Origin of the sequence: Schaalia suimastitidis DSM 15538, assembly GCF_000429105.1 — a bacterium.
GTDB classification, from domain to species: domain Bacteria; phylum Actinomycetota; class Actinomycetes; order Actinomycetales; family Actinomycetaceae; genus Pauljensenia; species Pauljensenia suimastitidis.
Map to the genome: position 1 here is coordinate 59,286 of NZ_AUBF01000009.1, position 24,881 is coordinate 84,166.

The following is a 24,881-nucleotide window of genomic DNA, read 5'->3' on the forward strand; positions in this document are numbered from 1 at the left end:
GAGTATTGAAACATTCGACGCTGTTGAGGTGATCGCCGCCAAACGTGACGGGAAGCGTCTTAGCAGCGCACAAATTGACTGGGTGATTGACGCCTATACGCGCGGTGTGGTCGCAGACGAACAAATGTCAGCCCTAGCTATGGCGATCTTTCTGAACGGGATGGATCGTGCTGAAATAGCCCAGTGGACGCAGGCGATGATTCGTTCTGGCGAACGCATGGATTTTTCGGCGCTTGCGCGTCCTACCGCCGATAAGCACTCCACCGGTGGCGTGGGCGACAAGATCACTTTGCCGCTTGCTCCACTTGTGGCGGTTTTTGATGTGGCGGTGCCTCAGCTTTCAGGTCGGGGTTTGGGGCACACCGGCGGCACCCTCGACAAAATGGAATCTATCCCCGGGTGGCGCGCGGCACTGACAAATGACGAGATTATGGACATTCTTGGCACGGGTCCTGGCGCCGTCATCTGCGCTGCGGGGGCGGGCCTTGCGCCAGCAGACCGGAAGCTCTATGCCCTGCGTGATACGACCGCTACTGTCGAGTGCGTACCGTTGATTGCCTCGTCGATTATGTCGAAGAAAATTGCTGAAGGAACAGGATCCCTTGTTCTTGACGTAAAGGTGGGTCAAGGCGCGTTCATGAAGGACGTAGACAAGGCCCGTGAGCTTGCGCAAACGATGGTGGACTTGGGTGATGACGCAGGTGTGAAAACGGTGGCTCTTCTTACCGATATGAACGTGCCACTTGGTCGCACTATTGGTAATGCCTTGGAGGTCCGTGAATCGGTGGAAGTTCTCGCTGGCGGTGGGCCGCGGGATGTGGTGGAACTGACCCTTGCGCTTGCGCGTGAGATGCTCACCTTGGCCGGTAAACCAGATGCTGACGTGGAGGCGGCCTTAACAGATGGGCGTGCCATGGATAAGTGGCGCGCTATGGTGGCTGCTCAAGGTGGCGATCCAGATGCGCCGTTACCGGTCGCAGAACACACGCAAGATGTTTGTGCCCACGAAAGCGGTTATGTCACAGGCATGGATGCTTTGGCGCTAGGTGTGGCATCGTGGCGCCTGGGGGCTGGCCGTGCGCGTAAGGAAGATCCGGTGCAGGCGCAGGCAGGTATTGAAATCCTGGTGAAACCTGGTGAAACAGTGGTTGTTGGTCAGCCAATCCTTCGCCTGCATACTGCAACACCTGAGCGTTTTGATCGGGCTTGTCAGGGGCTTGCCGATGCCATTGCTATCGGTCCGAAAGCACCACAATTGCCCAGCAGTGTCGTCCTTGAACGCATTAGTGCGCGTTAAGGCGTGAATAGATTAAGGAGAATGATGACTCGTCGAGCAGATGTTGCCGCAATGATTGACCACACGCTTTTGGCTCCTGAGGCCACTGCGGAGCAGGTCGCGGCCCTTGTTGCTGAAGGTCGTGAACTTGGTACCTTCTCAGTGTGTGTATCCCCCAATATGTTGCCCGTCAGTGTGCCTGCGGGCCTGAAAGTGGCGTGCGTTGCGGGTTTCCCTTCAGGTGCGCATAAGTCGAGTGTTAAGGCCGCCGAAGCGGCCCAGGCAGTGGCGGATGGTGTTGACGAAGTCGATATGGTCATCAATCTTGCCTTGGCCAAGCAGGGAGATTGGGCCGGTGTTGAGGCGGATATTCGTGCTGTGCGTGAAGCCTGCCGAGGTGCTTTGCTGAAGGTCATTATCGAATCTGCTGCCCTCACCGATGAGGAAATCGTTGCCGCCTGCCGCGCATCGGAGGCAGCGGGTGCTGATTTTGTGAAGACCTCGACGGGTTTCCATAAGGCTGGGGGTGCCTCGACCCACGCTGTGGCGCTGATGCGAGCAACGGTGGGGGACCGTCTTGGCGTGAAAGCTTCCGGTGGGATCCGCGACGCGGAAACAGCGTTGGCGATGATCGAGGCAGGCGCAAACCGTCTTGGTTTGTCAGCCTCCCGTCAAATTCTTGAAGGTTTACCTCAGTAGTCCTGCAATCTGTCGCTCCTGCTAATAACTGTGGCTCACGAAACGGGAGGTTTCGTGAGCCACAGTTATTGAAGACTATCCACTAGATTCCTAGGGCAGCGCGCACATCAGCCTTGACAGTGGCCAAACGTGCTGCCGCTGTGCCACGCGCATGGGCAATGCTTTCGGCAGCAGCGGTACTGTCAGTACCAGCGGTACTTTCGGCACCTGCCGTACTGTCGCCGACAGCGACACCTTGAGCCGCACCATCGGTTTCGAGGTGCTGGCCAGCTGCATGGTCGCAACCCGTTGGCGCCTCTAAGGACACCTGCTGGGCCAGGGGCACAATCACCTCGCAATAACACTTGAGTTTCGGCTCAGTCCCCGAGGGACGCACCACAACACGATCCCCAGCCTCGGTGATAAATAACATGCCATTGGTGGGAGGCAAACCTTCCCACCCATCTGACAGATCTACTGCTGTCACTACCGCAGAACCAGCCAACGTCTCAATATTGGCGTTGCGCAAATTCGCCATCCCTTGACTAATGAGAGACAGATCGTCCACACGGATACTCAGCGGGGAAGTCGCGTGGAGGCCGTGACGCCGCGCCAAGTCATCTAATTCATCGCCCACAGTGCGTCCCTGGGCTTTACAAGTGGCGGCAAGGGCCGCAAAGCGTAGGCAGGCCGAAATGCCGTCCTTGTCGCGCACATGGGCTGGATCGACGCAGTATCCCAACGCCTCTTCGTAACCAAAAACAAGGTTCGGCACACGCGAAATCCACTTAAAGCCCGTCAGCGTATGCTGGTAGGACACGCCGTGGTACTGTGCGATCTTGGCAAGTAGGCGCGATGACACCACAGAATTAGCCAATACTGCATCGTTATTGCCGCTGCATAGGCGTGCTGTCTGCTCACCCAGAAGGGAACCGACCTCGTCGCCGCTAAGCTGCCGCCACCCTTGGAGTATCGATGCGTCAGGAATAGCGACCGAACAACGATCCGCATCAGGGTCATTCGCTAATATCAGGTCAGCATCCACTTGCCGTGCCAACGCGAACGCAAGGTCAAGTGCGCCTGGCTCCTCAGGATTAGGGAAAGACACCGTTGGGAACTCTGGATCGGGTTCGTGTTGCTCGGGGACAACGTGTACATCGGTGAATCCAGCGCGATGAAGAACGTCAAGCATCGTCTGTCCGCCAACACCATGCATCGACGTCAATACGATCCTCAAATCGCGCGGGCCAGCATCAACAAGGGCTGCAACGCAGGCAATATAGTTCTCCACAATATCTTCGCCGAGGATTTCCCAGCCCTGCTCGGCGCGCGGAACGGAAGCGACGGACTCTACCGCGACAATCGCATTGTGGATACGTGCATCAAAGGGGGGAACAATCTGCGTGCCCTGCCCCCAGTCGGAGACGGCACGGCCACCAAGATAAACCTTGTACCCATTGTCGCGTGGGGGATTATGTGAGGCAGTGACCACCACAGCGGCGTCCGCGTGTAGAGCACGCAGGGCATAGGCGGCAACGGGCGTCGGCAGGCTACGCGGGAGCAGCAGTGCGCGGCCACCAGCGGCGGTCACAACCGCAGCAGTGTCGGTCGCAAATTGTGCTGACCCATACCGTGCGTCGTAGCCGATCACGACGGTGAATCCGTCACCGACATCTTGTTTGAGTACGGATGAGATCCCAGCAGCAGCGCGTATCACGACGGCGCGGTTCATGCGCTTCGGGCCGCCGCCAAGTTCGCCGCGTAACCCTGCAGTACCAAATTCCAGTAGTCCACTGAAACGGTCCGCAAGGTCGGCCCGCGCGGCAGCGTCGCCACTGCGGGCAGCATCCAGCAGTGTGGCGATTTCCGAGGCGGTGTCAGGGTCGGGATCGTCTGCGATCCACGTTTCAATGGCAGTTTCGTCAAGCTTTCCGGTAGTAGTCATGCCAATACGGTAGTGCCTTTAGGGTGAAGCCGCCCACTTATTGGCCGATGTTGCCTGTGAAAAAGCGCGAAATGACGCGGTGTGACGTAATCGCCGCCTCTGCCGATGCGGTGTGTCGGCAAAAAATATGGCACAATTAGAGAGCATTCCGCCTTGGTGTAATTGGCAACACAGAGGTTTTTGGTGCCTTTATTCTAGGTTCGAGTCCTAGGGGCGGAGCTCTCAAAGCGGGAATGAAATACCCGCTTTATGGTCTGTGGGAGGATCTGTGACTCAGCCAGCAGCCGTGATCGTACTTGCTGCGGGGCAGGGTACCCGCATGAAATCTGATCTCCCTAAGGTGCTGCATCCCGTCGCTGGTCTGTCAATGATCGGACACGCTCTGCGTGCAGCTGGCTCCTTACATCCCGCGCGCCTAGTGACGGTGGTCCGCCACCAGCGTGAAACGGTTGCCGCAGAAGTGCTGCGTGTGGCTCCCCATGCCTTACTTGCTGATCAAGATGAGATTCCAGGTACCGGACGCGCCGTCCAATGTGGGCTTCAGGCGCTCGTTGATGCCGGTGCCGACATCGCGGGCACGATCGTCGTGACGTCAGGTGACGTACCGATGCTGTCGCACGATACCTTGGCTCGCCTCGTCACAACCCACGAAGATGCCGACAATGCCGTGACAGTCCTCACTTCCATCGCCCCAGATCCCACCGGGTATGGACGCATTATCCGTGACGAGGCTGGAATAGTTACCCGCATTGTTGAACAGCGCGACGCCACTCAGGCACAGCGAGCCATCACTGAGGTGAATGCTGGCATATACGCTTTTGATGGGGCATTCCTACACCAAGCGCTCCAAGGCCTCGGCACAAATAATGACCAGGGCGAGGTCTACCTTACCGACGTACTGGCTGCTGCAGCCCCATCGGGCCGCACCGCCGGGGCAGTACTCCTTGAGGACCCATGGCAAGCGGAAGGCTGTAACGACCGCGTGCAACTTGCTCAATTGGGTGCCGAATTCAATCGACGTATATGCGAGGCACATATGCGTGCAGGCGTATCCATCACTGACCCTGCCTCCACCTGGATTGATGTGGATGTCACCATCGGTGCTGATACGACGATCCACCCAGGAACCCTACTACGTGGGCACACCACAGTTGGTTCACACTGCCACATTGGTCCCGGCGCGACCCTCACCAATGTGACGGTCGGCGATGGTGCTCATGTGCCAACAGTCTGGGCTGACAACACCACTGTCACACCGGGTGCGATGGTGACGCCATTTCTTGTCCTTGGGCAGTCCACTGGGGACTGACCGGAAAACCGCGTAGGCAACAGGGAGGATAAACCCATGAGCGGGTTGGTGACCAGCGGCGAAAAACGCCTCGTACTCGTGTCTGGACGGGCACATCTCGAACTTGCTCAGCAGGTAGGTGACGTCCTTGGCTGCGGCGTTTCTCCCACCACCGCCTACGACTTTGCTTCCGGCGAAATCTACGTGCGTTTCACCGAATCACTGCGTGGCGCCGACGTTTTCGTCCTTCAGTCCCACACTCAGCCGATTAACAAATGGCTGATGGAACAGCTCTTGATGATTGACGCCGCTAAACGTGCCTCCGCTAAACGCATCACGGCTGTCTCACCCTTCTACCCCTACTCGCGCCAAGACAAGAAACACCTTGGCCGTGAACCTATTTCGGCACGCCTCGTAGCTGATATGTATAAAACAGCAGGTGCCGACCGAGTGATGAGCGTAGACCTGCACGCCTCCCAAGAACAAGGTTTCTTCGACGGTCCCGTCGACCACCTGTGGGCAATGCCGGTTCTCGTGGACTACGTGCGCACCCGCGTGGACCTGTCACAGGTCGTCATGGTGTCGCCCGATGCGGGCCGTATCCGAGTGGCAGAAAAATGGTCTGCGAAACTCGGCGGATGCCCGCTCGCATTCGTTCACAAGACACGGGATATGAGTCGCCCCAATGTTGCCGTCGCCAACCGTGTTGTCGGTGACGTGGCAGGCAAACCCTGTGTTCTCGTCGACGACATGATCGACACCGCAGGTACTATCGCTGAGGCCGTTAAAGTCCTCTACAACGCGGGGGCACAATCGGTGATCGTGGCCGCAACCCACGGTATTTTGTCTGACCCAGCTAGCCGACGCCTCGCCGAATGCGGTGCCACAGAAGTGGTGGTGACTGACACACTGCCCATCACGCCGGAGAAACGCTTCCCCAGCCTGACGATACTGCCCATCGCGCCACTACTTGCAACGGCGATACATGAGGTCTTTGAAGACGGTTCGGTCACATCTTTATTTGACGGAGTGGCATAAGGACGTATCCACCCGCTAATCTAGAGGGGTTGCTCCGGCGAGGGCTGCGCTGTGCGTGGCCGTTATCGACAGAGTTTCCTCGACTGACACAGTTGCGGGTTCTGGCGCGTCGGCGCGCCGACCTGATGACCCGATTATGCGAGGAGACTCAATATGAGCGAAACCCCGATCTTGACCGCCCAAACACGTACCGAATTCGGTAAGGGTGCTGCCCGCCGTGCGCGTCGCGCAGGCCTCATTCCTGCCGCCATTTACGGCGCTAAGCAGGAAACACTTCATGTCGATCTGCCCGGCCACGAACTCACCCTTGCTGTGCGTGACTTCCGTAACGAGGTGATGGAAATCAAACTGGACGGCACCTCGTACAAGGTGAAGGTCCAGGAAGCCCAGCGTCACCCAGTGAGCCGCGTTCTGCTTCACGTGGATTTTGTTATCGCCTGATCCACGCTGGAGGCGGAAGAAATACTCGATTCAGTCTCTGCCGTCTATTGACACACTCAACTGAATCGACGGTATTTTCCACGCCCGAATGGCCCAATAAAATGGCGGATTTTCAAGGGATAGTGCCTTGAAAATCCGCCATTTTGGGTAAGTAATCGCCGTACGAGGTTGTAATGCAGTGTGGGGTAATAGGACAACGCGTGCTGGCGGGGGCCAGGCGATGCGGTTGACGGGACTCGAAAACTGACAACACGGGCAAAATGTTGGTGGGGTGAGCCTCAAATGATGCAATTTCAGGTGATGTAGTCCTAGGTGATGTGGGCGCCGATAGTGCACGGCTATCCCGCCCGGATCGGCACAACGAGCGCGAGTACCCTTGGGGAACAACGACCACGGGTCCCCACGAGCGGTAGCCACGAGTTCACCCTGGAACAACTGCTGCGAGTACATGACGCCAATTCCCAAAGGCCGCAACACCCGCAGAAGAACCATCACGGACGGTGGACACTGCGACGTCATACACAGCGCCCGAAGAAGGCTCGAAGACCGCATAGGAGCCGACACGCCCAGCAGACTCCGCACCAAGGACGACAACAACGTGACGCGGCACAAAGCGATCCAGTGGCCGCCCAGCCCCACCCACATAAAGGAAAGTATCGGCATTGGCTGCAACCGCCTCGTCAAGGAGGCAAGCAGTACGACCGTTCCACGGCACTGCCCGATACTGTACGCCACTAGCAGCCGAAGCCAAGTGTGCGAGCGCCCACGGTGAAGTCCCCAAAGCACGAGGCCACGGCACGCCGACGCGTGACGCCACCTGGTGAAGTCGCAGCTGGATCGCTTCAGCCTGCTTAGGATCGGCGTAGGCGGGTAACTGCCCACACCGAGCTGCAAAGGTGGCGAGGGCAGCAATACCGCAGGTTTGACCATTGACCTGCGGGTGAAAAAAATGCTTCACCGTCAGCGCCTGCCTTTAGGCGCGGGCGATGCGGGACACAATCGTGGCAAGAAGCTGCGAGATACGTTCCGCGTGATCGCGCCCAGCTTCCAAAACCTCGTCGTGAGACAGCGCCGACGACCCCACCCCTGCCGCAAGATTCGTCACCAGTGACAGTCCGAGGACTTCCATGCCTGACTGGCGTGCAGCAATAGCCTCCAAGGTTGTGGACATGCCCACAAGGTCACCACCAAGTATGCCTGCCATTGTCACTTCAGCTGGCGTTTCATAGTGAGGACCACGGAACTGAACGTACACACCTTCAGGTAAATCGGGGTCAACCTCGTGGGCAATGTCGCGCAGACGTTGCGCATACAGGTCAGTAAGATCAACAAAATGAGCGCCCTCGATGGGTGAAGCCCCCGTGAGATTAATGTGGTCGCGGATAAGAACTACCTGCCCGGGACCCCACTCCGGGTTCACAGAACCACAGCCATTGGTCAAAATGATGGTGCGCGCGCCGCAGGCGGCAGCGGTACGAATAGCATGTGCCACTGCACGAACCCCATACCCTTCGTAGTAGTGGGTGCGGGCCCCAATAACAAGCGCATGGGTGTCACTGTCGGCGATACGTACCGATTTCACGTTTCCACCATGCCCTGCAACCGCAGGTGCCCGGAAACCAGGTATTTGGCGTGCCGGTAACGTTGCCACAGTTTCGCCCAACAGATCCGCGGCACCTGACCATCCTGACCCCAAAATGAGCGCGATATCGTGGGTATTCACCTGGGTACGGCCACGGATAGAGCGTGCTGCCGCCTCGGCCAGTTCAAATGGATCTGCCTGCGCCAAAGGCTCCGATGGTGAAATAGTGCGCTGTGCAGGCACGGATGACGGTGAGACATATTCAGACATACCGCTAAGGTATCGCGTGGGTGCATATTGGTCCACTGCTACCGTCAGAGCAGGTGTCACGACCACGGGAAGGTGAAGGCATGGCAGCGCGTGACGTATTGGCTCTTAAGGATCCGGTGGCATTGACCGCAGATCTCATCGACATTCCCTCGGTAAGCGGTGACGAAAAACGTATTGCGGATGCTGTCGAAGCAGCCTTACGCGGGGGCCGTCATCTTGAAGTGTTGCGTGACGGCGACGCAGTCATGGCGCGCACCAAACTGGGACACGGCAGGCGTGTCATCGTTGCCGGCCACCTGGACACGGTGCCAATAGGAGACAATATTCCACACCGTCGTGCCACAGTGCACGGTGTTGACACTCTGATTGGACGTGGCAGCGTTGACATGCTTGGCGGTGTAGCCGCAGCGCTCTATGCGGCGCTACAGGTAACGGAACCGACCTGCGACGTTACATGGATTTTCTACGACCACGAGGAAGTTGACGCCGCACTCAATGGGCTTGGGCGTCTCGCAACGCGATACCCCCAGTGGATGGAGGCAGATTTTGCCGTCCTTTGTGAACCTACCAACGGCTTAGTCGAAGGAGGTTGTAATGGTACTGCACGTATCTGCGTGTCGTTTAGCGGCGTGGCAGCCCACACGGCACGTCCATGGCGAGGTGACAACGCCATACACCGCATGGCTGCCGCCATTGACGCAGTCGCTGCCTACGGTAATCCCGACGTGTACGTCGATGGTCTTGCGTATAAAGAATCCATGTCGGTGGTTAAAGTTGACGGCGGTGTCGCTAGCAATGTAGTGCCCGACAGTGCGCGTATGTGGGTGAATTACCGTTTCGCCCCCAGCCGCACTGAAGCCGAAGCCCACGCGCGCGTCGCACGCCTCGTCCATCGTGCAAGTGGGGGAGGGGTGGAGCTGCGTATCGACGATAGTGCACCCGGAGCACGCCCGGGCCTCGATTCGCCGCAAGCAGCCCCCTTCCTACGTGCCGTAGCGCGAGCGTATGGACGAGGCGACGGCACCCTTGACGGTCTCGTTGGGCCAAAATACGGGTGGACGGATGTGGCGCGCTTGAGCGCGCAGGGTGTACCAGCGGTGAACTATGGGCCCGGTGACCCTTTGCTGGCCCACACGCAGGACGAATACGTGCCGACCGCGCAGATCCGTACCTGCGCGCACACCCTCATTGATTGGCTATCCTCACAGTAACGATCACTTTGACATGTAAAGGAAAAACCGATGGCTGCACAAAAGAACAAAAATGGGTCATATCGGCGTGGGCCTGTGGTTCTACGTGGTGGACAAATCCCAGCTGAAACCTCTGACACCAGGCTCCTTCGTAGTCAGACCGATACGACGTGGCTCCACGAAGACCCATGGCGGGTATTGCGTATTCAAGCAGAATTCGTCGAAGGCTTCGGAGCATTGGCTGAGGTCGGCCCCGCGATCTCTGTTTTCGGTTCCGCACGGACAAAACCTGACGACGCTGACTATGTGAAAGCTGAAGAAATTGGTCGTCTCCTGGTTGAGGCGGGGCAGGCTGTGATCACCGGCGGCGGCCCCGGCGTGATGGAGGCAGCCAATAAGGGAGCGTGGGATGCAGGCGGAACCTCAATCGGCTTAGGCATTGAATTGCCCCACGAACAAGGGTTGAACCAGTGGATTAACCTTGGTATCAACTTCCGCTACTTTTTCGCACGAAAAACCATGTTTGTGAAGTACTCGCAGGGTTTCATTGTGATGCCTGGAGGCTTCGGCACGTTGGATGAGCTTTTTGAAGCTCTCACGTTGGTGCAGACACAGAAAGTCAATTCATTCCCGATCGTTCTTGTGGGTACACAGTACTGGTCAGGTTTGGCCACGTGGCTGCGGGAAACCATGCGCACTAACGGCATGATTAGCGATGGTGATGCCGAGCTTTTCTCCATCGTTGATGACCCTGCTGAAGCGGTACGCTTGGTATTGGCTTAGCTCCGTCGCATCTCAGGCTGAGAGAAACGCCGAAGACGGGTAGAATTGACGCTGAACATCGCCAAAATACCTGTGGCGACCCACTGTGGGAGGAGTCAGCACATGGCAGCTATGAAGCCGCGGACCGGAGACGGCCCCCTTGAAGCAACGAAGGAAGGGCGTGGCATTGTCATGCGTATTCCCAGTGAAGGTGGTGGGCGTCTCGTTATCGAGCTGACCGCAGACGAAGCGAAGGCATTGTCTGAAGCACTCGCTGAAGCACTCTGACCGCCCCTTCGCCGCAGCGATGTGATCGTTTCGATTGCCGAGGCGACGCGATCGTCCGGCATGTCAGCCACTGATTCACGTGGCGTCACGACGAAGCACCGCGAATACTTGTAGCCCCGCTCCTCTTTCCGAGGGCGGGGCTACGTGTCCGTATCGACGCTGACAAGCGGTGTGCATTGGAGGGCATGCGCCGTCAAGCGGTGTGTATTGGGGGCTTTCCCCGTTGCGGGCTGGAGGGCGGGGCATCGCGTGGTCGGCGGCACCTACATGCGGCGCACTGCCGCCAGCAAACCGTCACCTACAGGCAGCAAACAGGGAATGAAATCATCCGAGGCTCCAAGGAAACGGACAACTTCACGGGCGACGACCGTCTCCGGATCACGGCGTGCCGGGTCAGCAACTTGGTCGTTCCACAACGCGTGAGCTACTGCGACAAGACCTCCAGGACGCAGGACACGTAAGGCATGGTCCAAATAGTCTGGGGTTTCCATAATGTCAGCGTCGATCAGCATCATGTCGTATCCGCGGGCAGCCATTCGCGGTAAAACGTCAAGGGCACGACCAGCGATCAGGCGCGTGCGTTGGGTTGACACACCTGCTGACATATACGCGCGACGTGCGTGTTTTTGGAACTCAACTTCGTGGTCAATGGTGGTGAGTACGCCGTCGGATGCCATCCCATCGAGCAGCCACAAGCCCGATACGCCAGCACCTGTGCCTACTTCAAGTACTGCACGAGCACCAGATACTGCGGCAAGCAGACGCAACGCAGCACCCGTTCCAGGAGACACAGGGTGGGCGCCCAACTCAATGGCTGTTTCCCTGGCTTTGGCTACAATTTCGCGTTCGGGAAGAAAATCCTCGGCATAGACCCAGGCCTGTGCTTTGTCTACCGTCATTATTCCTGGTCCTTCCATATATCCCACTGCTACTACCAGCCTAGCGCTCCAGTAGCAATTAGTGGTGGATTGGAGCAACACCAAGTGGTCGGCCAGCCAGACCACGCTGCGCTCCACCAAGTGCGCGGGCCAGTGCCGTCAATGCGCTGGCAGATGGGCCTTGGCCAAGGGCGACAGGTTCACCAGCGTCACCGCCTTCACGCAGCGCAATATCGAGAGGGACTTGGGCTAAAAGCGGAATTGTGTATCCCAGTTGCGCGCTGAGGCGTTGGGACACCGACTGGCCACCACCGGTGCCGAAGATCTCCAAACGGCTACCATCTGCCTGTTCAAGGTAGGACATGTTTTCCACAACACCGACCACTTTTTGATGAGTCTGCGTGGCGATCGAACCAGCACGTTCAGCAACTTCAGCGGCGGCAACCTGCGGCGTAGTAACGACAAGGATCTGCGAGTTGGGTAGCAATTGAGCAATGGAAATTGCCACATCACCCGTGCCCGGAGGCATATCGATGAGCAAAATATCCAAATCACCCCAAAATACGTCGGCAAGAAATTGTTGGAGTGCACGGTGCAGCATCGGGCCACGCCAAATCACCGGTTGCCCGTCAGGGACGAACATGCCGATCGACATGACTTTAACGCCCCCAGCACCAACGGGCGGGATAATCATCCCATCAAGAACCTGCGGCTCATGGGTGACGCCAAGCATACGGGGGATAGAAAAACCGTAGATATCGGCATCCATCACACCGACTTTGAGTCCGGTGGCGGCCAGAGCAGCCGCGAGGTTAGCGGTCATCGACGATTTTCCAACACCACCTTTGCCAGAGGTCACCGCAATGACGCGCGTCAGCGACGATGGCTGCGCAAAAGGTATTTCACGTTCAGGGCGCCCACCGTTGAGTTTTTCCCTCAACGCTTTCTTTTGCTCGTCGTTCATCACACCCATCACCACAGAAACGGTGGAAACACCGTCGATTGCGCCAACGGCCCGTTCAACGTCAGCAGTGATCCGATTGCGCAGCGGGCAACCTGCAGTGGTCAGCAGGACAGTCACCGTGACCGCCTCACCCTCAATTGCAATGGAATCAACCATATTGAGGTCAGTAATAGGGCGGTGAATCTCCGGGTCTTCAACAGTGGCCAGAGCTTCCATAACAAGTTTTTCGGTGACAGACATAGCCACTATCGTAGTCTGCCTTATGCCGTGGTGGCGCCCGCAGTACTGCACAGCCCGCAGATGCGCACAGACACGAGCTCACCTAGGCACAGTGTCACGCTGTATTGATGGGGCCCGCCTGATTTGCAGTGCGCAAGAAAGGTCACACCCGCGTCAGCCTCAGGTCCGTTGCCTTATTTGCGCGTGTGGCAAGAAAACACGGTGTGCAAGCCAAATAACCCACAACGACGTGCTTTACTTACTCCGCGTGGGAAACTTGGTGCCTGTTCTGCGATGGCTCAACTAGTCGTGTGCTTCACCTTTACTGTCTGCTTGAGGACTTTCATCCGCAATGGGGGTGAGGCGTTCAATATCTTCACGCAGATCCTCAAGAATTGACCGCAACTCTGAACGCACAAAGTCACGAGTCGCCATATCCTGCATGGCGATGCGCAGCGAGGCGATCTCTCGGGTCAGATACTCTGTGTCGGTAAGGTTGCGTTCAGCACGCTGGCGATCCTGTTGAGCTTGGACGCGGTCACGATCATCCTGACGGTTTTGAGCGAGCAAGATAAGTGGTGCGGCGTACGACGCCTGCAAGGACAGCATAAGAGTCAGAGCAGTAAACCCAAGGTCTGCCCGGTCAAACTGCCACGCAGACGGCGCCCACGTATTCCACGCGAGCCAGGCAAAGACGAAGGCCGACAAGTACACAAGGAACTGGGGTGTGCCCGAGAAACGCGCGATGAGTTCTGCACCTCGCGCCACCTTTTCTGACTCCAGATTGATGCGAGGGAAGGTAAAACCTTTCCGTTCCGCTGGGGTATCAAGCCGTTCAGCCATCTATACTCCTCGCCATCAGTCGGTCGGTGACCTCGTCATCGAGATTACGCCAGTCAGCTGGCAGCAACTCGTCAAGGACGTCGTCAGCGGATACAGCCCCATGCAGGTGTCCATCTTGATCCACCACGGGGATCACCATGAGGTTATAGGTTGCCAGTAGACGCGTCACCTTCGCAATGTGATCTTCTGGTGCCACCACCTCAACATCGGAGTCAACAATTGTGCCCAGAAGTGTATGCGGTGGTTCACGTAAGGCACGTTGAATATGGACCATGCCAAGGAAATGTCCGGTCGGCGTTTCTAGTGGAGGACGAGTAATGAAAGCGGCTGTTGCAAGCGAGACCGACAGGTCCTCCCTACGCACCGAAGCAAGCATCTGCGCCACCGTGGCATCAGGAGGCAAAATCACAGGCTCAGTCGTCATCAAAGCGCCAACAGTGGATTCGTGGTAGCGCATCAGACGACGCACATCCTCGGCTTCCTCCGGTTCCATCAGGCCCAACAGTTTTTGTGCCTGATCGTCTGGCAGTTCAGCAACAAGGTCGGCAGCATCGTCTGGCTGCATGACATCAAGAACGTCAGCAGCGCGTTTAGCGTCAAGGCCAGAAAGTATTGCAACACGCACGTCTTCGCCGAGCTCTTCCAGTACGTCAGCCAAGCGCGCGTCCGTCAGGGACTGTGCCACTGCAAGACGCCTTTCGTGCGGCAAATCGTGAATGAAATCTGCAAGGTCAGCAGCTTTCATATCCTCTGTGTGTTGGAGTAAAGCAGTGGCAGCCTGGTTCGTATCTGTACGCAAAAGGCCCGATACGTCAGAAATATTGACGGTAAGTGTTTCCCCGGCGCGCCTAAAGCCCAGCGAAGACATGCGGAAGCGTTGAACGTGAAGTTTTTCAATGACCCAGTCACGTGGGCGACGCTGTCGCATGGCGACGTCAAGGACACGAACAGTCGTGCCATCTTCATTAAGCGTGACGTCGCGGTCGAAAAGCTCCGAAACGACGAGCGTTTCGATGGGGCGCCTCGTAAATGAACGAATATTAAGCAAACCCGTGGTGATAACCGATCCCGATTCGATGGCCGTGACGCGCGTGAGAGGAAGAAAAACACGTTTACGTGGGCCAACTTCAACCACAAAACCAATGACATTGGCAACAGTGTTGAGACGGAAGGTGACGACCACGTCGTGGATTTTTCCCACCTTATCGCCCAGTGGATCAAAGACAGAGGTGCCCGCAAGCTTGCCGATATAGATGCGTCGGCCGCCTGTGGAGACATCAATTGGTGCATTGCTCACAGGAACAGCCTAGGCTGAATACAGACATAAGGCAGTATTCTTTGCGAGATTCGTCAAAGAACCCCGGCGTAAGCGTGCAAGAGAGGATAAATGTGGCCAGACGAGCAATGATATTGGCTCCCCAAATGCCCAGCGGAGTAGAGGTGGGCTCGTATAAAACGTACCTTGAAGCGCAGGCTGCAGTGGACTACCTTTCTGACAGCCACTTTGATGTGAAAGCTATCACTATTGTGGGTACGGATCTGCATATGGTTGAGCGCGTCACGGGCCGTATGACGGTGGGGCGCGCCGCCTTATCCGGTGCAGGTACCGGGATGCTGTGGGGCGGGTTCGTTGGTGTCATGATGTCTTTTGGCAATACTGCCACGACACCTATTCCGTGGTTTGTCCTCGGTGTGGGCGGAGGCGCGCTGCTGGGGATAGTGATGGCAGTCCTGGGATACGCCCTGTCAGGTGGCCGACGTGACTTCACGTCTCATTCGCAGGTAGTGGCATCGCGTTATGCCGTGCTGGCCTCAGCGCAGGTGGATCGCGCGTTCGAATTACTTCAGAATACGCGCGGCAACCAGATGCGCCCAGCCCCCAAGCGCTCGCGGCGGGCCGAGGCCAATGGTGGGCCAACAGAATACGGTTCGCGTGCGGATGAGGAGCCTCGTTTCGGCGTGAGACTCAGCGACGCCTCGACGATGCCTGAAAATGGTGCAACGGTCAGTGAAGCGCCGACAATACCGACGGTTGACCAGTCAGAAAAGCCAGCAAGCCCCGGGGAGTAGGAGCTGCAGACTTGACCATCCGCAGTAATCGGCAGCGTCTGCGAACGTCGCTGGCGGCGCTGGAGTGGGGGGATGGCCGGGGCTGCGTGAGCAGGTATGCTTATCGCCCTTTGCTGATGCCCTTTCGGTGGCCGTGGTCTAGGCTAGTGATATGACATTCCTCACCAAGGCGCTGCAAAAAACCGGCCCCGATGCTCCGTTTAAAGTTGTCACTATTGAACGCCGTAGTCCGCGCGCTGATGATGTTGTGATCGCCATTCGCGCGGCCGGGATCTGCCACTCGGATATTCATACGATTCGCAATGAATGGGGACAGGCGCATTTTCCCCTCACCGTTGGCCACGAGATTGCCGGAGTGGTCACCGAAGTTGGGCCTGCGGTCACCAAATTCGCCGTGGGAGACCGTGTGGGCGTGGGGTGCATGGTCAACGCCTGCGGTCATTGTGAGCAATGTGAAGCAGGGCAAGAGCAGGATTGTCTGAACGGTAATGTTGGCACCTACGACTCTATTGACGTTGACGGGACAGTGACACAAGGGGGCTATGCCCAGCATGTCGTCGTCAACGAAAACTTTGTCTGTTCCCTTCCCGATGATCTTGATTTTGATCATGCGGCGCCACTGCTGTGCGCAGGTATTACCACATACTCTCCGTTGAAACGTTGGGGCATTAAAGCAGGCGACAAAGTGGCTGTTGTGGGTCTTGGGGGTCTGGGGCACATGGGTGTCCAGATTGCTGCGGCTCTTGGTGCTGAGGTGACGGTACTGTCCCGTTCGCTTGCCAAGGCTGACGAAGCCAAGGGTCTTGGTGCTGTGGACACATTGGCGACAACCGAGGCGGTTTTTTTTGTTACCCATCGTGGCACTTTCGATTTCATCTTGTCGACGATTTCTGCGCCGTATGATGTGGATGCCTATCTTGGCTTGCTCAAGCCTCATGGCGTAATGAGTGTTGTGGGGCTGCCGCCAGATGCAATGCCTGTTTCAATGGCGGCCTTGATTCTGGGCGGCAAGGTGCTGACCGGATCCAATATTGGTGGTATTGCGCAAACTCAGGAGATGCTCGACTTTTGTGCGGCGCACGGCATTGGCGCGGTGATTGAAAAAATCCCTGTAGATCAGGTCGACGATGCCTATGATCGTGTGGTGGCTGGGGATGTGAACTTCCGCTTCGTTATCGACATATCTACCTTCGACCGGTAAGCAGATATTGAATCTTGTGATATCGGCGACTAGGCAGAAGTTACCAATAGGTAAGTAATTGTCCGCTGTGTGCGCTACGCCTTTTGGAGTTGCGTGGTTTTCTGATAAGTGTTGCCGGTGCTGCTGATACGTCGCCCTATGTGGGGTGTCCTCATTGTGAGAATAGCGATTGTTTAAATCTGTGAAACAGTGGGGTAACCGTGTACGCTTGACCGCTTGTAATATGAACTCTTTTGAGTTTGGTCAACACCGTGTAGTGGAGGATGAATGTTCCACCGTGTCGACGGTAACCGATTCACGCGTCGAGCAGCCACAGTCTTTGCCATGCTGCTTATCGCATTACTGGTGACAATCGGTTCTGTTTTTGTTGCAACCCCGGCCCAAGCAGCCGACGATCCTAATATTTCCTTCCTATCAATGAAATTGGACAAGACGGATGCCTCAGGTAACGTCTTGACGGGCGCACTTGCTCAATGGAATATCGCGACGCTGGCATTCCAATGGCAAGTACCTCAAAACGAAGAAACCAATATCCAAGCTGGCGATAGCTTCTCAATTCAATTCCCCGCCGAACTGACGGCGCGCGTCCCCAACCAAACGAAACCTTTCAAAGTTGTCTATGGTGGGGAAGAAGTCGAAGTTGGTACCTGCCTCATTCTGTCAACGAGTATGGAATGCACCTTCGACGACTTCATACCTAGCCGCGTGGCTGACCAGGGGTGGAAGAACTTTGGTGGTTCCGGCACGCTACAACTGGTTGCCTCACAGACCACGACCGAAGAAGTACTGACTTTTACTACGTCAGGCACACCCTCGGCTGTCACCGTTGATCTGCCTGGTACGGGTGGCATCACTGCTCCAATCTCCGCAGGCTACACCGCGCTGGACGTCACCAAAGGCATGTACGGCATCTCAGAGGCCTCCAAGAATGTCACCTACCCACTCGGCTTTAACACCAAAAAGGTCGCCGAGCATTTCACTGCCGCTGGCATGACCATGACATTTGACGGAGTAACTAATCAAACCCTGACCTTCGTCGATACCTTGGGCCCTGGACAGACCTTTAGCGACCCTGCAACGTGGAGCTTCAGGTGGATGTATGACCAAGCATCCTTCGCTCAAACACCACGTCCTGCCCCGATTCAACTCGCCACTGGCAGTGGTGTCGCCATGACAACCGACAAAGGCACCTTCACCGTTAATGTTGAGCTGGGCACAGCAACGCCGGACGGGCAAAGTGCACGTATCTCCATTACCGGTCCCTTCGAAAAAGAGGTCCAGTACGAATTGCTCTACACGGCAACGCCAACGGCGAGTACGAACCTCCTTCCAGGGGTAACCTACGGTAACGCCGCGAAACTTGTGGCTGACGTCAACAATGACGGCGTTGAAGACACGCTTCGCTCAGTCGAAGTGAAAAAGTCCTTCATTGAGTCATTCTCGATGAGTGTGACGATGGAACCAGCCTACGGAACTTTCAAAGTCCTTAAAACGCTTGAAGGTCCCGGTTCGACCCTGATATCGCCAACCCAGACCTACCGTGTCAAAGTTGACTACACGCTGCCAATGGATGCATCCTCCTATCATCCCAATGACACCACCTACCCAGGTGGCTGGGAGGCCTATGCTCCCGGCACATTGAATGCCGACAACCGCACCGGTACCGCATATTTCGATGTCACCCAAGGTAAGCAAACCCTTTTCCTTGGTCAATATCCACCAATCACCTTCCCGCGAGGTACGGTTGTCACCCTCAGTGAAGTGACATCGGCAAGTGCAGCCCCCGCAGGGTATCGCTGGGCAACACCCGTCTTTAAGGTGGGGTCGGCTACTACCAACACATTCACCATTGGTGACGAAACTATTACGTCGGTTGAACTGACCAACCGCCTTGAGCAAATCAATGGCACCTTCACTGTGTCGAAGACCTTGAATGCCGCCTCGCAAGCAGGTGCAGGTAAGACCTTCACCTTTGCTTATGCCTGTAATGACCTGCGCCAAACCACGGGCACAATTACTGGCGTGCCAGCGGACGGCTCCCAGGTAGCCTCCAATGTGACATTGCCAGTGAATACGCAGTGCACGATCAGCGAAAATGCCGCCACTGCAGCCATCGATGGATACGATCTTGCAGCACCTGCCTCACAGACTGTGACCATCACCGAACCTGCGGCACAAAATCCCGCTGTGAACGCCGCCTTTGAAAACAATTACACTCGTCAAACGGGGAGCTTCAGTGTTGCCAAGACGGTGACCGGCGACCTCGTAGGTGATGCAACACAAGTGTTCCCCGTGACCTATGTGTGTAATGATGCTTCAGGCACCACCGGCAAACTGCAGCTCACGGGTGACGGCGCGCGCGTACAAGGACCAACCCTGCCGGTTGGTACCAACTGCACCATTACCGAAGATCCGGTAAGCCTTGACGGTTACGCAATCACCACGTCGTACTCGGCAAGTGCAGTGACGATCACAAAAGACTCCAATGAACTGGTGACCGTGACCAATGCCTATAAGAAACTCGCAGGTGGTCTGACTGTCACGAAATCTGTCACCGGTAACGGCGCCGCGCTAGCGCCGTCCTCCTTCACCTTTACCTACACCTGCAGCCGTGCAGGCGCAGTTGTGAAAGAAGGAAGCATCGAACTGAACGCCGCCAATAACTTCATCGCAACAGTTGCCGACATGCCTGTGGGTACCTGCGAACTGAGTGAAGATGACGCGCGCGTTGCAGGCGCTGATGTCACATCAACCCTAACCATGGGGACTACTAGCGTGACCGACGCTCCCATCACCTTCGAGGTGACTGACGGTTCGTCCACTGCCATTTCCGCCACCAATACCTACACGCGCCACAAGGTTTCCGTTGGAAATTACGTGTGGTTCGATGCAAATGGTGACGGGCTGCAAGATGCAACCGACGAGCCTATGGGCGGTGTGACGCTTGCCCTGACAGGTCCGAACGGGCAAGCTGTCGTCGATATCCACGGCAACCCTGTCGCACCAGCCATCACCGACGTTGATGGACGATACCTATTCGAGAACCTGCCAACGCTTGCGCCGGGCGAGTCCTACACCGTGACCGTGACCGACACTGGCCGTTTCGGCTATGTGGCGACACTGCCAGATGTAGGCGCAGACCGCAGCGTTGATTCCTCGGACACAGCAGCATCCTCAACTGCTGACCTGAGCATTGACGGTGCTGAGGATCTGACACTGGACTTTGGCTTTGTGAAAGCCAAAGTGTCGGTTGGTGACTTCGTGTGGCTCGATACCGACCGTGACGGTAAGCAGGACGACGATGAACCAGGTCTTGGTGGCGTCACCCTCACTGTGACTGGGCCGGACGGCAATCCCGTGACCGATGTCTATGGCAACGAAGTGACACCCGTCAAGACTGACGAGAACGGAAAATATTCCTTCGATAACCTGCCGTTGCTTCCGAACTCCCAAAGCTACCGCGTGAGTGTCACCACGCCGGATGGCTACTTGCCAACTCGCGCGGGCGCAGATGACACGACGCGTGAAGATGACTCTTCCGACGCTTATGCCGACTCAGAGGGACTGAATACGGATGGCGACCGAGATGCCACGCTGGACTTCGGTTTTGTCGCTATCGAAAAACCTGCAGCAGACACCTCGGGTACCGCTGCACAACCGGTTACCCGCCCCTCAAACACCAAGGGTGCCCTTGCGTCGACCGGCACTAGTGCTCCCATCATCCTCGGTGGCGCAGTGCTTGCCGCCATCCTTGGTGGAACGGTGCTGGTTCTTCGCCGCAAACAGGTGAAGTAGTTGGTGGCGCTCTAGCGCTGTAGGCCAAACCCCAAAATGGCGGATTTTCAGGATGTCATTCCTAGAAAATCCGCCATTTTGTATCGGCATTTCAGGGCGCAATATCTTTGATATAGCCCTCATTTTGTCGCGTGCGCCCATCTTGGTGTGCCCGCCGGTCGTTATCGGAGACGTCGTGGTCAATGCACAACAAAAGTGGCGCCATCGCGTTTAGGAGAGAAACTCTGTGAACTATTGTCTAAAGGTTATCTGGTAACTATTGTTGGGGGTGGAAGGTAATTGCGTCAATATGACGTTGACCCTTCCTTTCATCAAATAGCTCAATACCAGCAATTAGGAGGAGACAATGAAGACTCTCATGCGAACGCTAGTGGTGACTATGACCACACTTGCTCTTTGTGTAGCAACAGGTGTAGGAGCCGGGGCTGTTCCACGACAAGAAGTATCGGTGATACCACCGCAGACATCTTTTGTGCTTGAAGGGGAGGAGCCGGAAGCGCAACCAGCCGCGGCGTCAGGCGTTGTGGTCGCAGTCCTTGCGGTTCTCTCTTTGGGGTATGCGGTGGCAAGGGATGACGGTATAGCTCGTGCTGCCGCCGGACAAATCACATGGAGTCAGTGGAATGGAAGCATCGGGTGGGCGATTTTCACCGGCGCCAACTCGCTGGGTGTTGCTGGTGTAGTGGGGTATCAGGGCTGGAAGAATGGCTTCGTTAGCGAATGTCCAAAGCATCGCCATTGCTGGAACCGATGAGGGGTACATGATGAAGGCTGTGGTTCTGCTACGTACAGTCATGATGTGGGGAGCAGTCGTTCTTTCAGGCACCGCACTCCTGTACGCAATGTTTGCCCAGCAAGCGATTCCTCAATGGACGGTGTGGGCAACTTTTCTTCTGTATGGCGTAGGTTCCACTCTGCCGGATGGGAAGCAGCCACGACCTGAAGACACCACTGACGGCCACTAGAGGGCAGCGGATTGCCGCCGCTCATGCCTTACGTTGTGCGGCGGCAATCCACGCTTCAACATCCTCGATAGTACGTGGAATGCGCTCAGATAAACGTGTCACCGTTCCGTCAGCATTGACCACCACGTCGTCTTCGATGCGCACACCGATTCCGCGGAACTCTTCAGGGATGAGCATGTCGTCGGCACGGAAATACAAGCCTGGTTCGATGGTGAAACACATCCCCGGCGTCAACTCGGCTTCCTGATACATTTCGCGGCGCGCCTGCGCGCAATCGTGCACATCAAGACCCAGGTGATGGCTGGTTCCATGTGGCATCCAGCGTCGATGCTGTTGACCAGCAGGGGAGAGGGCCTCCTCTTTCGATACAGGAAGTAGACCCCAAGCTTCGAGGCGATCCACTATGACCTCCATAGCCGCCTCGTGAAGGTGTCTGAAACGTGCACCAGGTTGATTCGCGCGAGCAAGGGAGGCCTCGCACGCATCCAATACTGCCTGGTACACCTTGGCTTGAACCGGAGTGAAGCGGCCAGACACAGGAAGGGTTCGGGTAATATCGGCGGTGTAGAGCGAATCAACCTCGACACCAGCATCAACCAGCACCAGATCACCGTCATTGACAGGGCCGTCATTGTCAATCCAATGCAATGTGTTGGCATGGTTTCCCGAGGCGGCAATCGTGTCATACCCCAAGCCGTTACCTTCTTCACGGGCTCTGGCCCCGAATGCTCCCTCGATCACACGTTCGCCACGCTGGTGGCCCACCGCTCGCGGCAAAGCCAGCAAAATCTGGTCAAAACCACTGTGTGTAGCATCGACTGCACGCTGTAATTGTTCAATCTCCCACTGGTCTTTTAATAGTCGGATCTCAGATAGGTGCTCTTCGAAATGTTCATCCTCGCTGCGGGCTTCCTCGCCTGACGGCAAACCCGCCTGCTCACGTACCTGATCCACAAGTGCCTGCACGTGTACATCCACATCGCGCAAAACCCTCAAATTCACCCGCCCAGCATCCTTGGCCAACGCGTCAGGCAGAGTGTCGATATGGGCGCAGCGCAGACCTGTCTCGGTGGCGACTTCCTCCAGGGAAGGACGCGCGCCCACCCAAAACTCACCGTAACGTGCGTCTGCGTAAAACTCTTCGGAGGAACGGGATGATCGTGGTTTGAAATACAGGACCGCTTCGTGAGGACCTACTGCCTGGCCATCCTCGTCAAGAGGGGCTGGCTCAAGGACCAGCACAGCATCCGGCTCGCGTTCCCCACCCAGACCTGATAGGTGGGCGAAGGCCGAATGGGCGCGGAAACGGTACGCGCAGTCGTTATTGCGGGTTTTATACGTGCCGGCAGGGATTACGAGGCGTTGACCGGCAAAGGGTTCCCCTGCGGCGCGTGCACGAGAGGGAAGGTAATCGGCAACGGCCATGCGTGTCACGCCTCGGTCGGTCCGTGGCCCCCAATTGGCTCCCATAAAGGCGCGGAATGCCTCTGAATCTGGTCGGTGAGACCGTTGTGACCCGCGGTCGGCCATTGACTGTGTGGTCTGATCAGCACTTTCAGTGGCGGTCATTGCAGGGTCGCAAGGGGTGGTGGATGAAGCGGCGTCGCAGTGATCAGTCATAGTTCCTAATTATCCACCCGAGCCGATGTGTAGTGCACGCCAGGTTTCAGATACCCTCAACCTATGCTCCGAATTGACCCCCACACGCATACGTCGCTATCTGACGGTACCGACACCCCTGCGCAGCTTATGGCCGTTGCGGCTCGTGTGGGTCTTGACGTTATCGGATTGACAGATCACGACACGACAGCGGGTTGGGCTGAGGCAGCAGCGAACGTGGAAAATACCGGTGTAGCGCTGATACGTGGCGTGGAAATGTCCTGTTCTTCCCAGGGGATCACCGTTCATTTGCTGGGCTACCTTTTTGACCCTACGCACCCAAGCCTGGTGGCCATGTGGGAGAAAACGAAACAGGACCGTATCAGACGTGCCGAAGAACTGGTGTCGCGTGTTGCGCAGGACTATCCCATCACCTATGAGGATGTCCTTGTTCACGCAGGGCAGAGTCATACTATCGGGCGCCCACATATCGCTGATGCTTTGGTTGCCGCAGGATGCTTTGCGGATCGCAATGGTGCTTTTGAGCACGTTCTTCATCCGCGTGGACCTTACTACGTGCGCTACCATGCGCCGGACCCAGTTGAGGCAGTCCAAGTTATTCGCGAGGCGGGAGGTGTTCCCGTTTTGGCGCATCCACGCGCTTCAGCTCGCCAACGCCTCTTACCTGAAGACGTTATTGCCGAGATGGCCCAGGCGGGTCTTTTTGGTATCGAAAGAGATCATCGTGAGCATGACGAGGCTGCGCGTGCCGATGTCGACCGTATTGCCTATCGCCTTGGATTAGCACTGACCGGGGCGTCGGATTATCACGGGAGTGGGAAGCCAAATATCCTTGGCGAGAATCTCACCCCAGAACATGTGTATCGAGCAATTGAAGAACAAGGCCACCTGGAGGTTGTGCGTCCGTGAGTATGTCACTGTCGTCTTTCATAGATCTCACCCTGTTGGCGACAACGTTTACCACGCTGATCGTGATCTTGGATCCGCCGGGAACTATTCCGGTTTTTTTGGGACTCACTGGCCGTTACTCGCCTGCGGGACAACGTAAAGCAGCACGTCAGGCGACCTTTGTATCCCTTGGTGTGATCCTCATATTTGCGTTCCTTGGGCATCGGATACTGGCTCTCCTGCAAATCTCTGTTGAAGCCTTGCAGCTGTCGGGCGGTGTATTACTGTTCCTTGTTGCAATGGAACTGTTGATGGGCAAGGACAGTGAAGAGCCTGATACGGGTGACCCCAGGGTGAATGTGGCTCTTGTTCCGCTGGGTACCCCGCTCCTTGCTGGGCCTGGTGCCATCGTTGCGGTCATGGTGTCGGTGGGGCAGGCGAATGGTTTCCCAGGGTGGGTTGCCGTGGTGCTGGCCGTGATCCTCGGTCATGCGGTGATGTGGGCGACGATGCGTTTCTCGCTGACGCTGTCTCGCCTATTGGGTCCGGGCGGCATTATGTTGCTCACGAAAATTGCTGGTTTGCTACTTGCTGCGATTGCGACGCAGTTGGTGATGGGTGCTGTCTTCCTCTTCATTGAGGCCTCGTCACTCGCATAATGACGCGCGCGCACAAGAGAT

General features: G+C 56.8%; 23 protein-coding genes and 1 tRNA gene. 16 read left to right on the top strand and 8 right to left on the bottom strand.

The features are described 5' to 3' along the window. Positions 1-4 precede the first annotated feature (4 nt). Both G438_RS0104480 and deoC read left to right on the top strand, forming a co-directional pair. Positions 5-1,297 carry a thymidine phosphorylase gene (locus G438_RS0104480; RefSeq protein ID WP_205618409.1) on the top strand — a complete coding sequence of 431 codons (1,293 nt, stop codon included), beginning with the start codon at positions 5-7 and terminating at the stop codon, positions 1,295-1,297. 24 nt (positions 1,298-1,321) lie between these two features. Continuing rightward, positions 1,322-1,975 carry a deoxyribose-phosphate aldolase gene (deoC, locus tag G438_RS0104485; protein ID WP_026460316.1) on the top strand — a complete coding sequence of 218 codons (654 nt, stop codon included), beginning with the start codon at positions 1,322-1,324 and terminating at the stop codon, positions 1,973-1,975. Positions 1,976-2,057: 82 nt separating this feature from the next. On the opposite strand, the gene G438_RS0104490 is transcribed toward deoC, so the two are convergent. Then, the gene (locus G438_RS0104490; protein ID WP_026460317.1) at positions 2,058-3,899 is read right to left on the bottom strand and encodes a phospho-sugar mutase; all 1,842 of its coding nucleotides are present in this window, start codon (positions 3,897-3,899) and stop codon (positions 2,058-2,060) included. 147 nt (positions 3,900-4,046) lie between these two features. Here G438_RS0104490 and G438_RS0104495 point away from each other — a divergent pair. The 4 genes from G438_RS0104495 to G438_RS10820 all read left to right on the top strand — a co-directional run bounded on the left by G438_RS0104495 (position 4,047) and on the right by G438_RS10820 (position 6,666). After that, positions 4,047-4,118, top strand: a tRNA-Gln gene (locus G438_RS0104495). Between the two features lie 49 nt (positions 4,119-4,167). Then, complete coding sequence (locus tag G438_RS0104500; protein ID WP_026460318.1) at positions 4,168-5,208, top strand: bifunctional UDP-N-acetylglucosamine diphosphorylase/glucosamine-1-phosphate N-acetyltransferase GlmU; 1,041 nt, start codon at positions 4,168-4,170, stop codon at positions 5,206-5,208. Positions 5,209-5,244: 36 nt separating this feature from the next. Next, positions 5,245-6,225 carry a ribose-phosphate diphosphokinase gene (locus G438_RS0104505; RefSeq protein ID WP_026460319.1) on the top strand — a complete coding sequence of 327 codons (981 nt, stop codon included), beginning with the start codon at positions 5,245-5,247 and terminating at the stop codon, positions 6,223-6,225. A gap of 153 nt (positions 6,226-6,378) precedes the next feature. Then, positions 6,379-6,666 carry a 50S ribosomal protein L25 gene (locus G438_RS10820; RefSeq protein ID WP_034285230.1) on the top strand — a complete coding sequence of 96 codons (288 nt, stop codon included), beginning with the start codon at positions 6,379-6,381 and terminating at the stop codon, positions 6,664-6,666. Positions 6,667-7,087: 421 nt separating this feature from the next. Here G438_RS10820 and G438_RS0104515 read toward each other — a convergent pair whose 3' ends face one another. Continuing rightward, positions 7,088-7,624, bottom strand: coding sequence for a hypothetical protein (locus G438_RS0104515; protein ID WP_026460320.1), 537 nt, complete (start codon positions 7,622-7,624; stop codon positions 7,088-7,090). Between the two features lie 15 nt (positions 7,625-7,639). Beyond that, a complete protein-coding gene (locus tag G438_RS0104520) occupies positions 7,640-8,518 on the bottom strand; it encodes a purine-nucleoside phosphorylase (RefSeq protein WP_084403090.1) in 879 nt (292 codons plus the stop codon). An 80-nt stretch (positions 8,519-8,598) separates the two neighbouring features. Between G438_RS0104520 and dapE the strand changes: the two genes are divergently transcribed. The 3 genes from dapE to G438_RS12220 all read left to right on the top strand — a co-directional run bounded on the left by dapE (position 8,599) and on the right by G438_RS12220 (position 10,758). Then, positions 8,599-9,729 (top strand): succinyl-diaminopimelate desuccinylase, encoded by a 1,131-nt coding sequence (dapE, locus tag G438_RS10825; protein WP_034285232.1) that lies wholly within the window; start codon positions 8,599-8,601, stop codon positions 9,727-9,729. 30 nt (positions 9,730-9,759) lie between these two features. Continuing rightward, positions 9,760-10,491 (top strand): LOG family protein, encoded by a 732-nt coding sequence (locus G438_RS0104530; RefSeq protein WP_026460322.1) that lies wholly within the window; start codon positions 9,760-9,762, stop codon positions 10,489-10,491. Between the two features lie 102 nt (positions 10,492-10,593). After that, positions 10,594-10,758 (top strand): DUF3117 domain-containing protein, encoded by a 165-nt coding sequence (locus G438_RS12220; protein WP_084403092.1) that lies wholly within the window; start codon positions 10,594-10,596, stop codon positions 10,756-10,758. A gap of 263 nt (positions 10,759-11,021) precedes the next feature. Here G438_RS12220 and G438_RS0104540 read toward each other — a convergent pair whose 3' ends face one another. The 4 genes from G438_RS0104540 to G438_RS0104555 form a co-directional block, all read right to left on the bottom strand. Beyond that, positions 11,022-11,657, bottom strand: coding sequence for an O-methyltransferase (locus G438_RS0104540; protein WP_026460323.1), 636 nt, complete (start codon positions 11,655-11,657; stop codon positions 11,022-11,024). A 58-nt stretch (positions 11,658-11,715) separates the two neighbouring features. Next, complete coding sequence (locus G438_RS0104545; protein ID WP_026460324.1) at positions 11,716-12,840, bottom strand: Mrp/NBP35 family ATP-binding protein; 1,125 nt, start codon at positions 12,838-12,840, stop codon at positions 11,716-11,718. A 282-nt stretch (positions 12,841-13,122) separates the two neighbouring features. After that, complete coding sequence (locus G438_RS10830) at positions 13,123-13,662, bottom strand: DUF1003 domain-containing protein (protein ID WP_034285201.1); 540 nt, start codon at positions 13,660-13,662, stop codon at positions 13,123-13,125. Continuing rightward, positions 13,655-14,944: a magnesium transporter MgtE N-terminal domain-containing protein gene (locus G438_RS0104555; protein ID WP_420804714.1), complete on the bottom strand. Its 1,290-nt coding sequence runs from the start codon at positions 14,942-14,944 to the stop codon at positions 13,655-13,657. Before G438_RS0104555 ends, G438_RS10830 begins: the two co-directional genes overlap by 8 nt. A gap of 107 nt (positions 14,945-15,051) precedes the next feature. On the opposite strand from G438_RS0104555, the gene G438_RS10835 reads away from it, so the two are divergent. The 5 genes from G438_RS10835 (at position 15,052) to G438_RS0104585 (ending at position 21,693) form a co-directional block, all read left to right on the top strand. After that, positions 15,052-15,732: a YflT domain-containing protein gene (locus tag G438_RS10835; protein ID WP_131245767.1), complete on the top strand. Its 681-nt coding sequence runs from the start codon at positions 15,052-15,054 to the stop codon at positions 15,730-15,732. Between the two features lie 151 nt (positions 15,733-15,883). Next, positions 15,884-16,933, top strand: coding sequence for an NAD(P)-dependent alcohol dehydrogenase (locus G438_RS0104565; RefSeq protein WP_026460326.1), 1,050 nt, complete (start codon positions 15,884-15,886; stop codon positions 16,931-16,933). 267 nt (positions 16,934-17,200) lie between these two features. Then, positions 17,201-20,728: a DUF5979 domain-containing protein gene (locus G438_RS0104570; protein WP_026460327.1), complete on the top strand. Its 3,528-nt coding sequence runs from the start codon at positions 17,201-17,203 to the stop codon at positions 20,726-20,728. A gap of 346 nt (positions 20,729-21,074) precedes the next feature. Continuing rightward, complete coding sequence (locus tag G438_RS12465; RefSeq protein WP_026460328.1) at positions 21,075-21,482, top strand: hypothetical protein; 408 nt, start codon at positions 21,075-21,077, stop codon at positions 21,480-21,482. Between the two features lie 7 nt (positions 21,483-21,489). Beyond that, on the top strand, positions 21,490-21,693 hold the full coding sequence (locus G438_RS0104585) for a hypothetical protein (RefSeq protein WP_026460329.1): 204 nt from the start codon (positions 21,490-21,492) through the stop codon (positions 21,691-21,693). Between the two features lie 21 nt (positions 21,694-21,714). Here G438_RS0104585 and G438_RS0104590 read toward each other — a convergent pair whose 3' ends face one another. Next, positions 21,715-23,262, bottom strand: coding sequence for an aminopeptidase P family protein (locus G438_RS0104590; protein ID WP_026460330.1), 1,548 nt, complete (start codon positions 23,260-23,262; stop codon positions 21,715-21,717). Positions 23,263-23,376: 114 nt separating this feature from the next. Here G438_RS0104590 and G438_RS0104595 point away from each other — a divergent pair, with 114 nt between their 5' ends. Together G438_RS0104595 and G438_RS0104600 are read left to right on the top strand one after the other, a co-directional pair. Further along, complete coding sequence (locus tag G438_RS0104595) at positions 23,377-24,222, top strand: PHP domain-containing protein (protein ID WP_026460331.1); 846 nt, start codon at positions 23,377-23,379, stop codon at positions 24,220-24,222. A gap of 2 nt (positions 24,223-24,224) precedes the next feature. Beyond that, on the top strand, positions 24,225-24,860 hold the full coding sequence (locus G438_RS0104600) for a MarC family protein (protein ID WP_026460332.1): 636 nt from the start codon (positions 24,225-24,227) through the stop codon (positions 24,858-24,860). Positions 24,861-24,881: the final 21 nt, after the last annotated feature.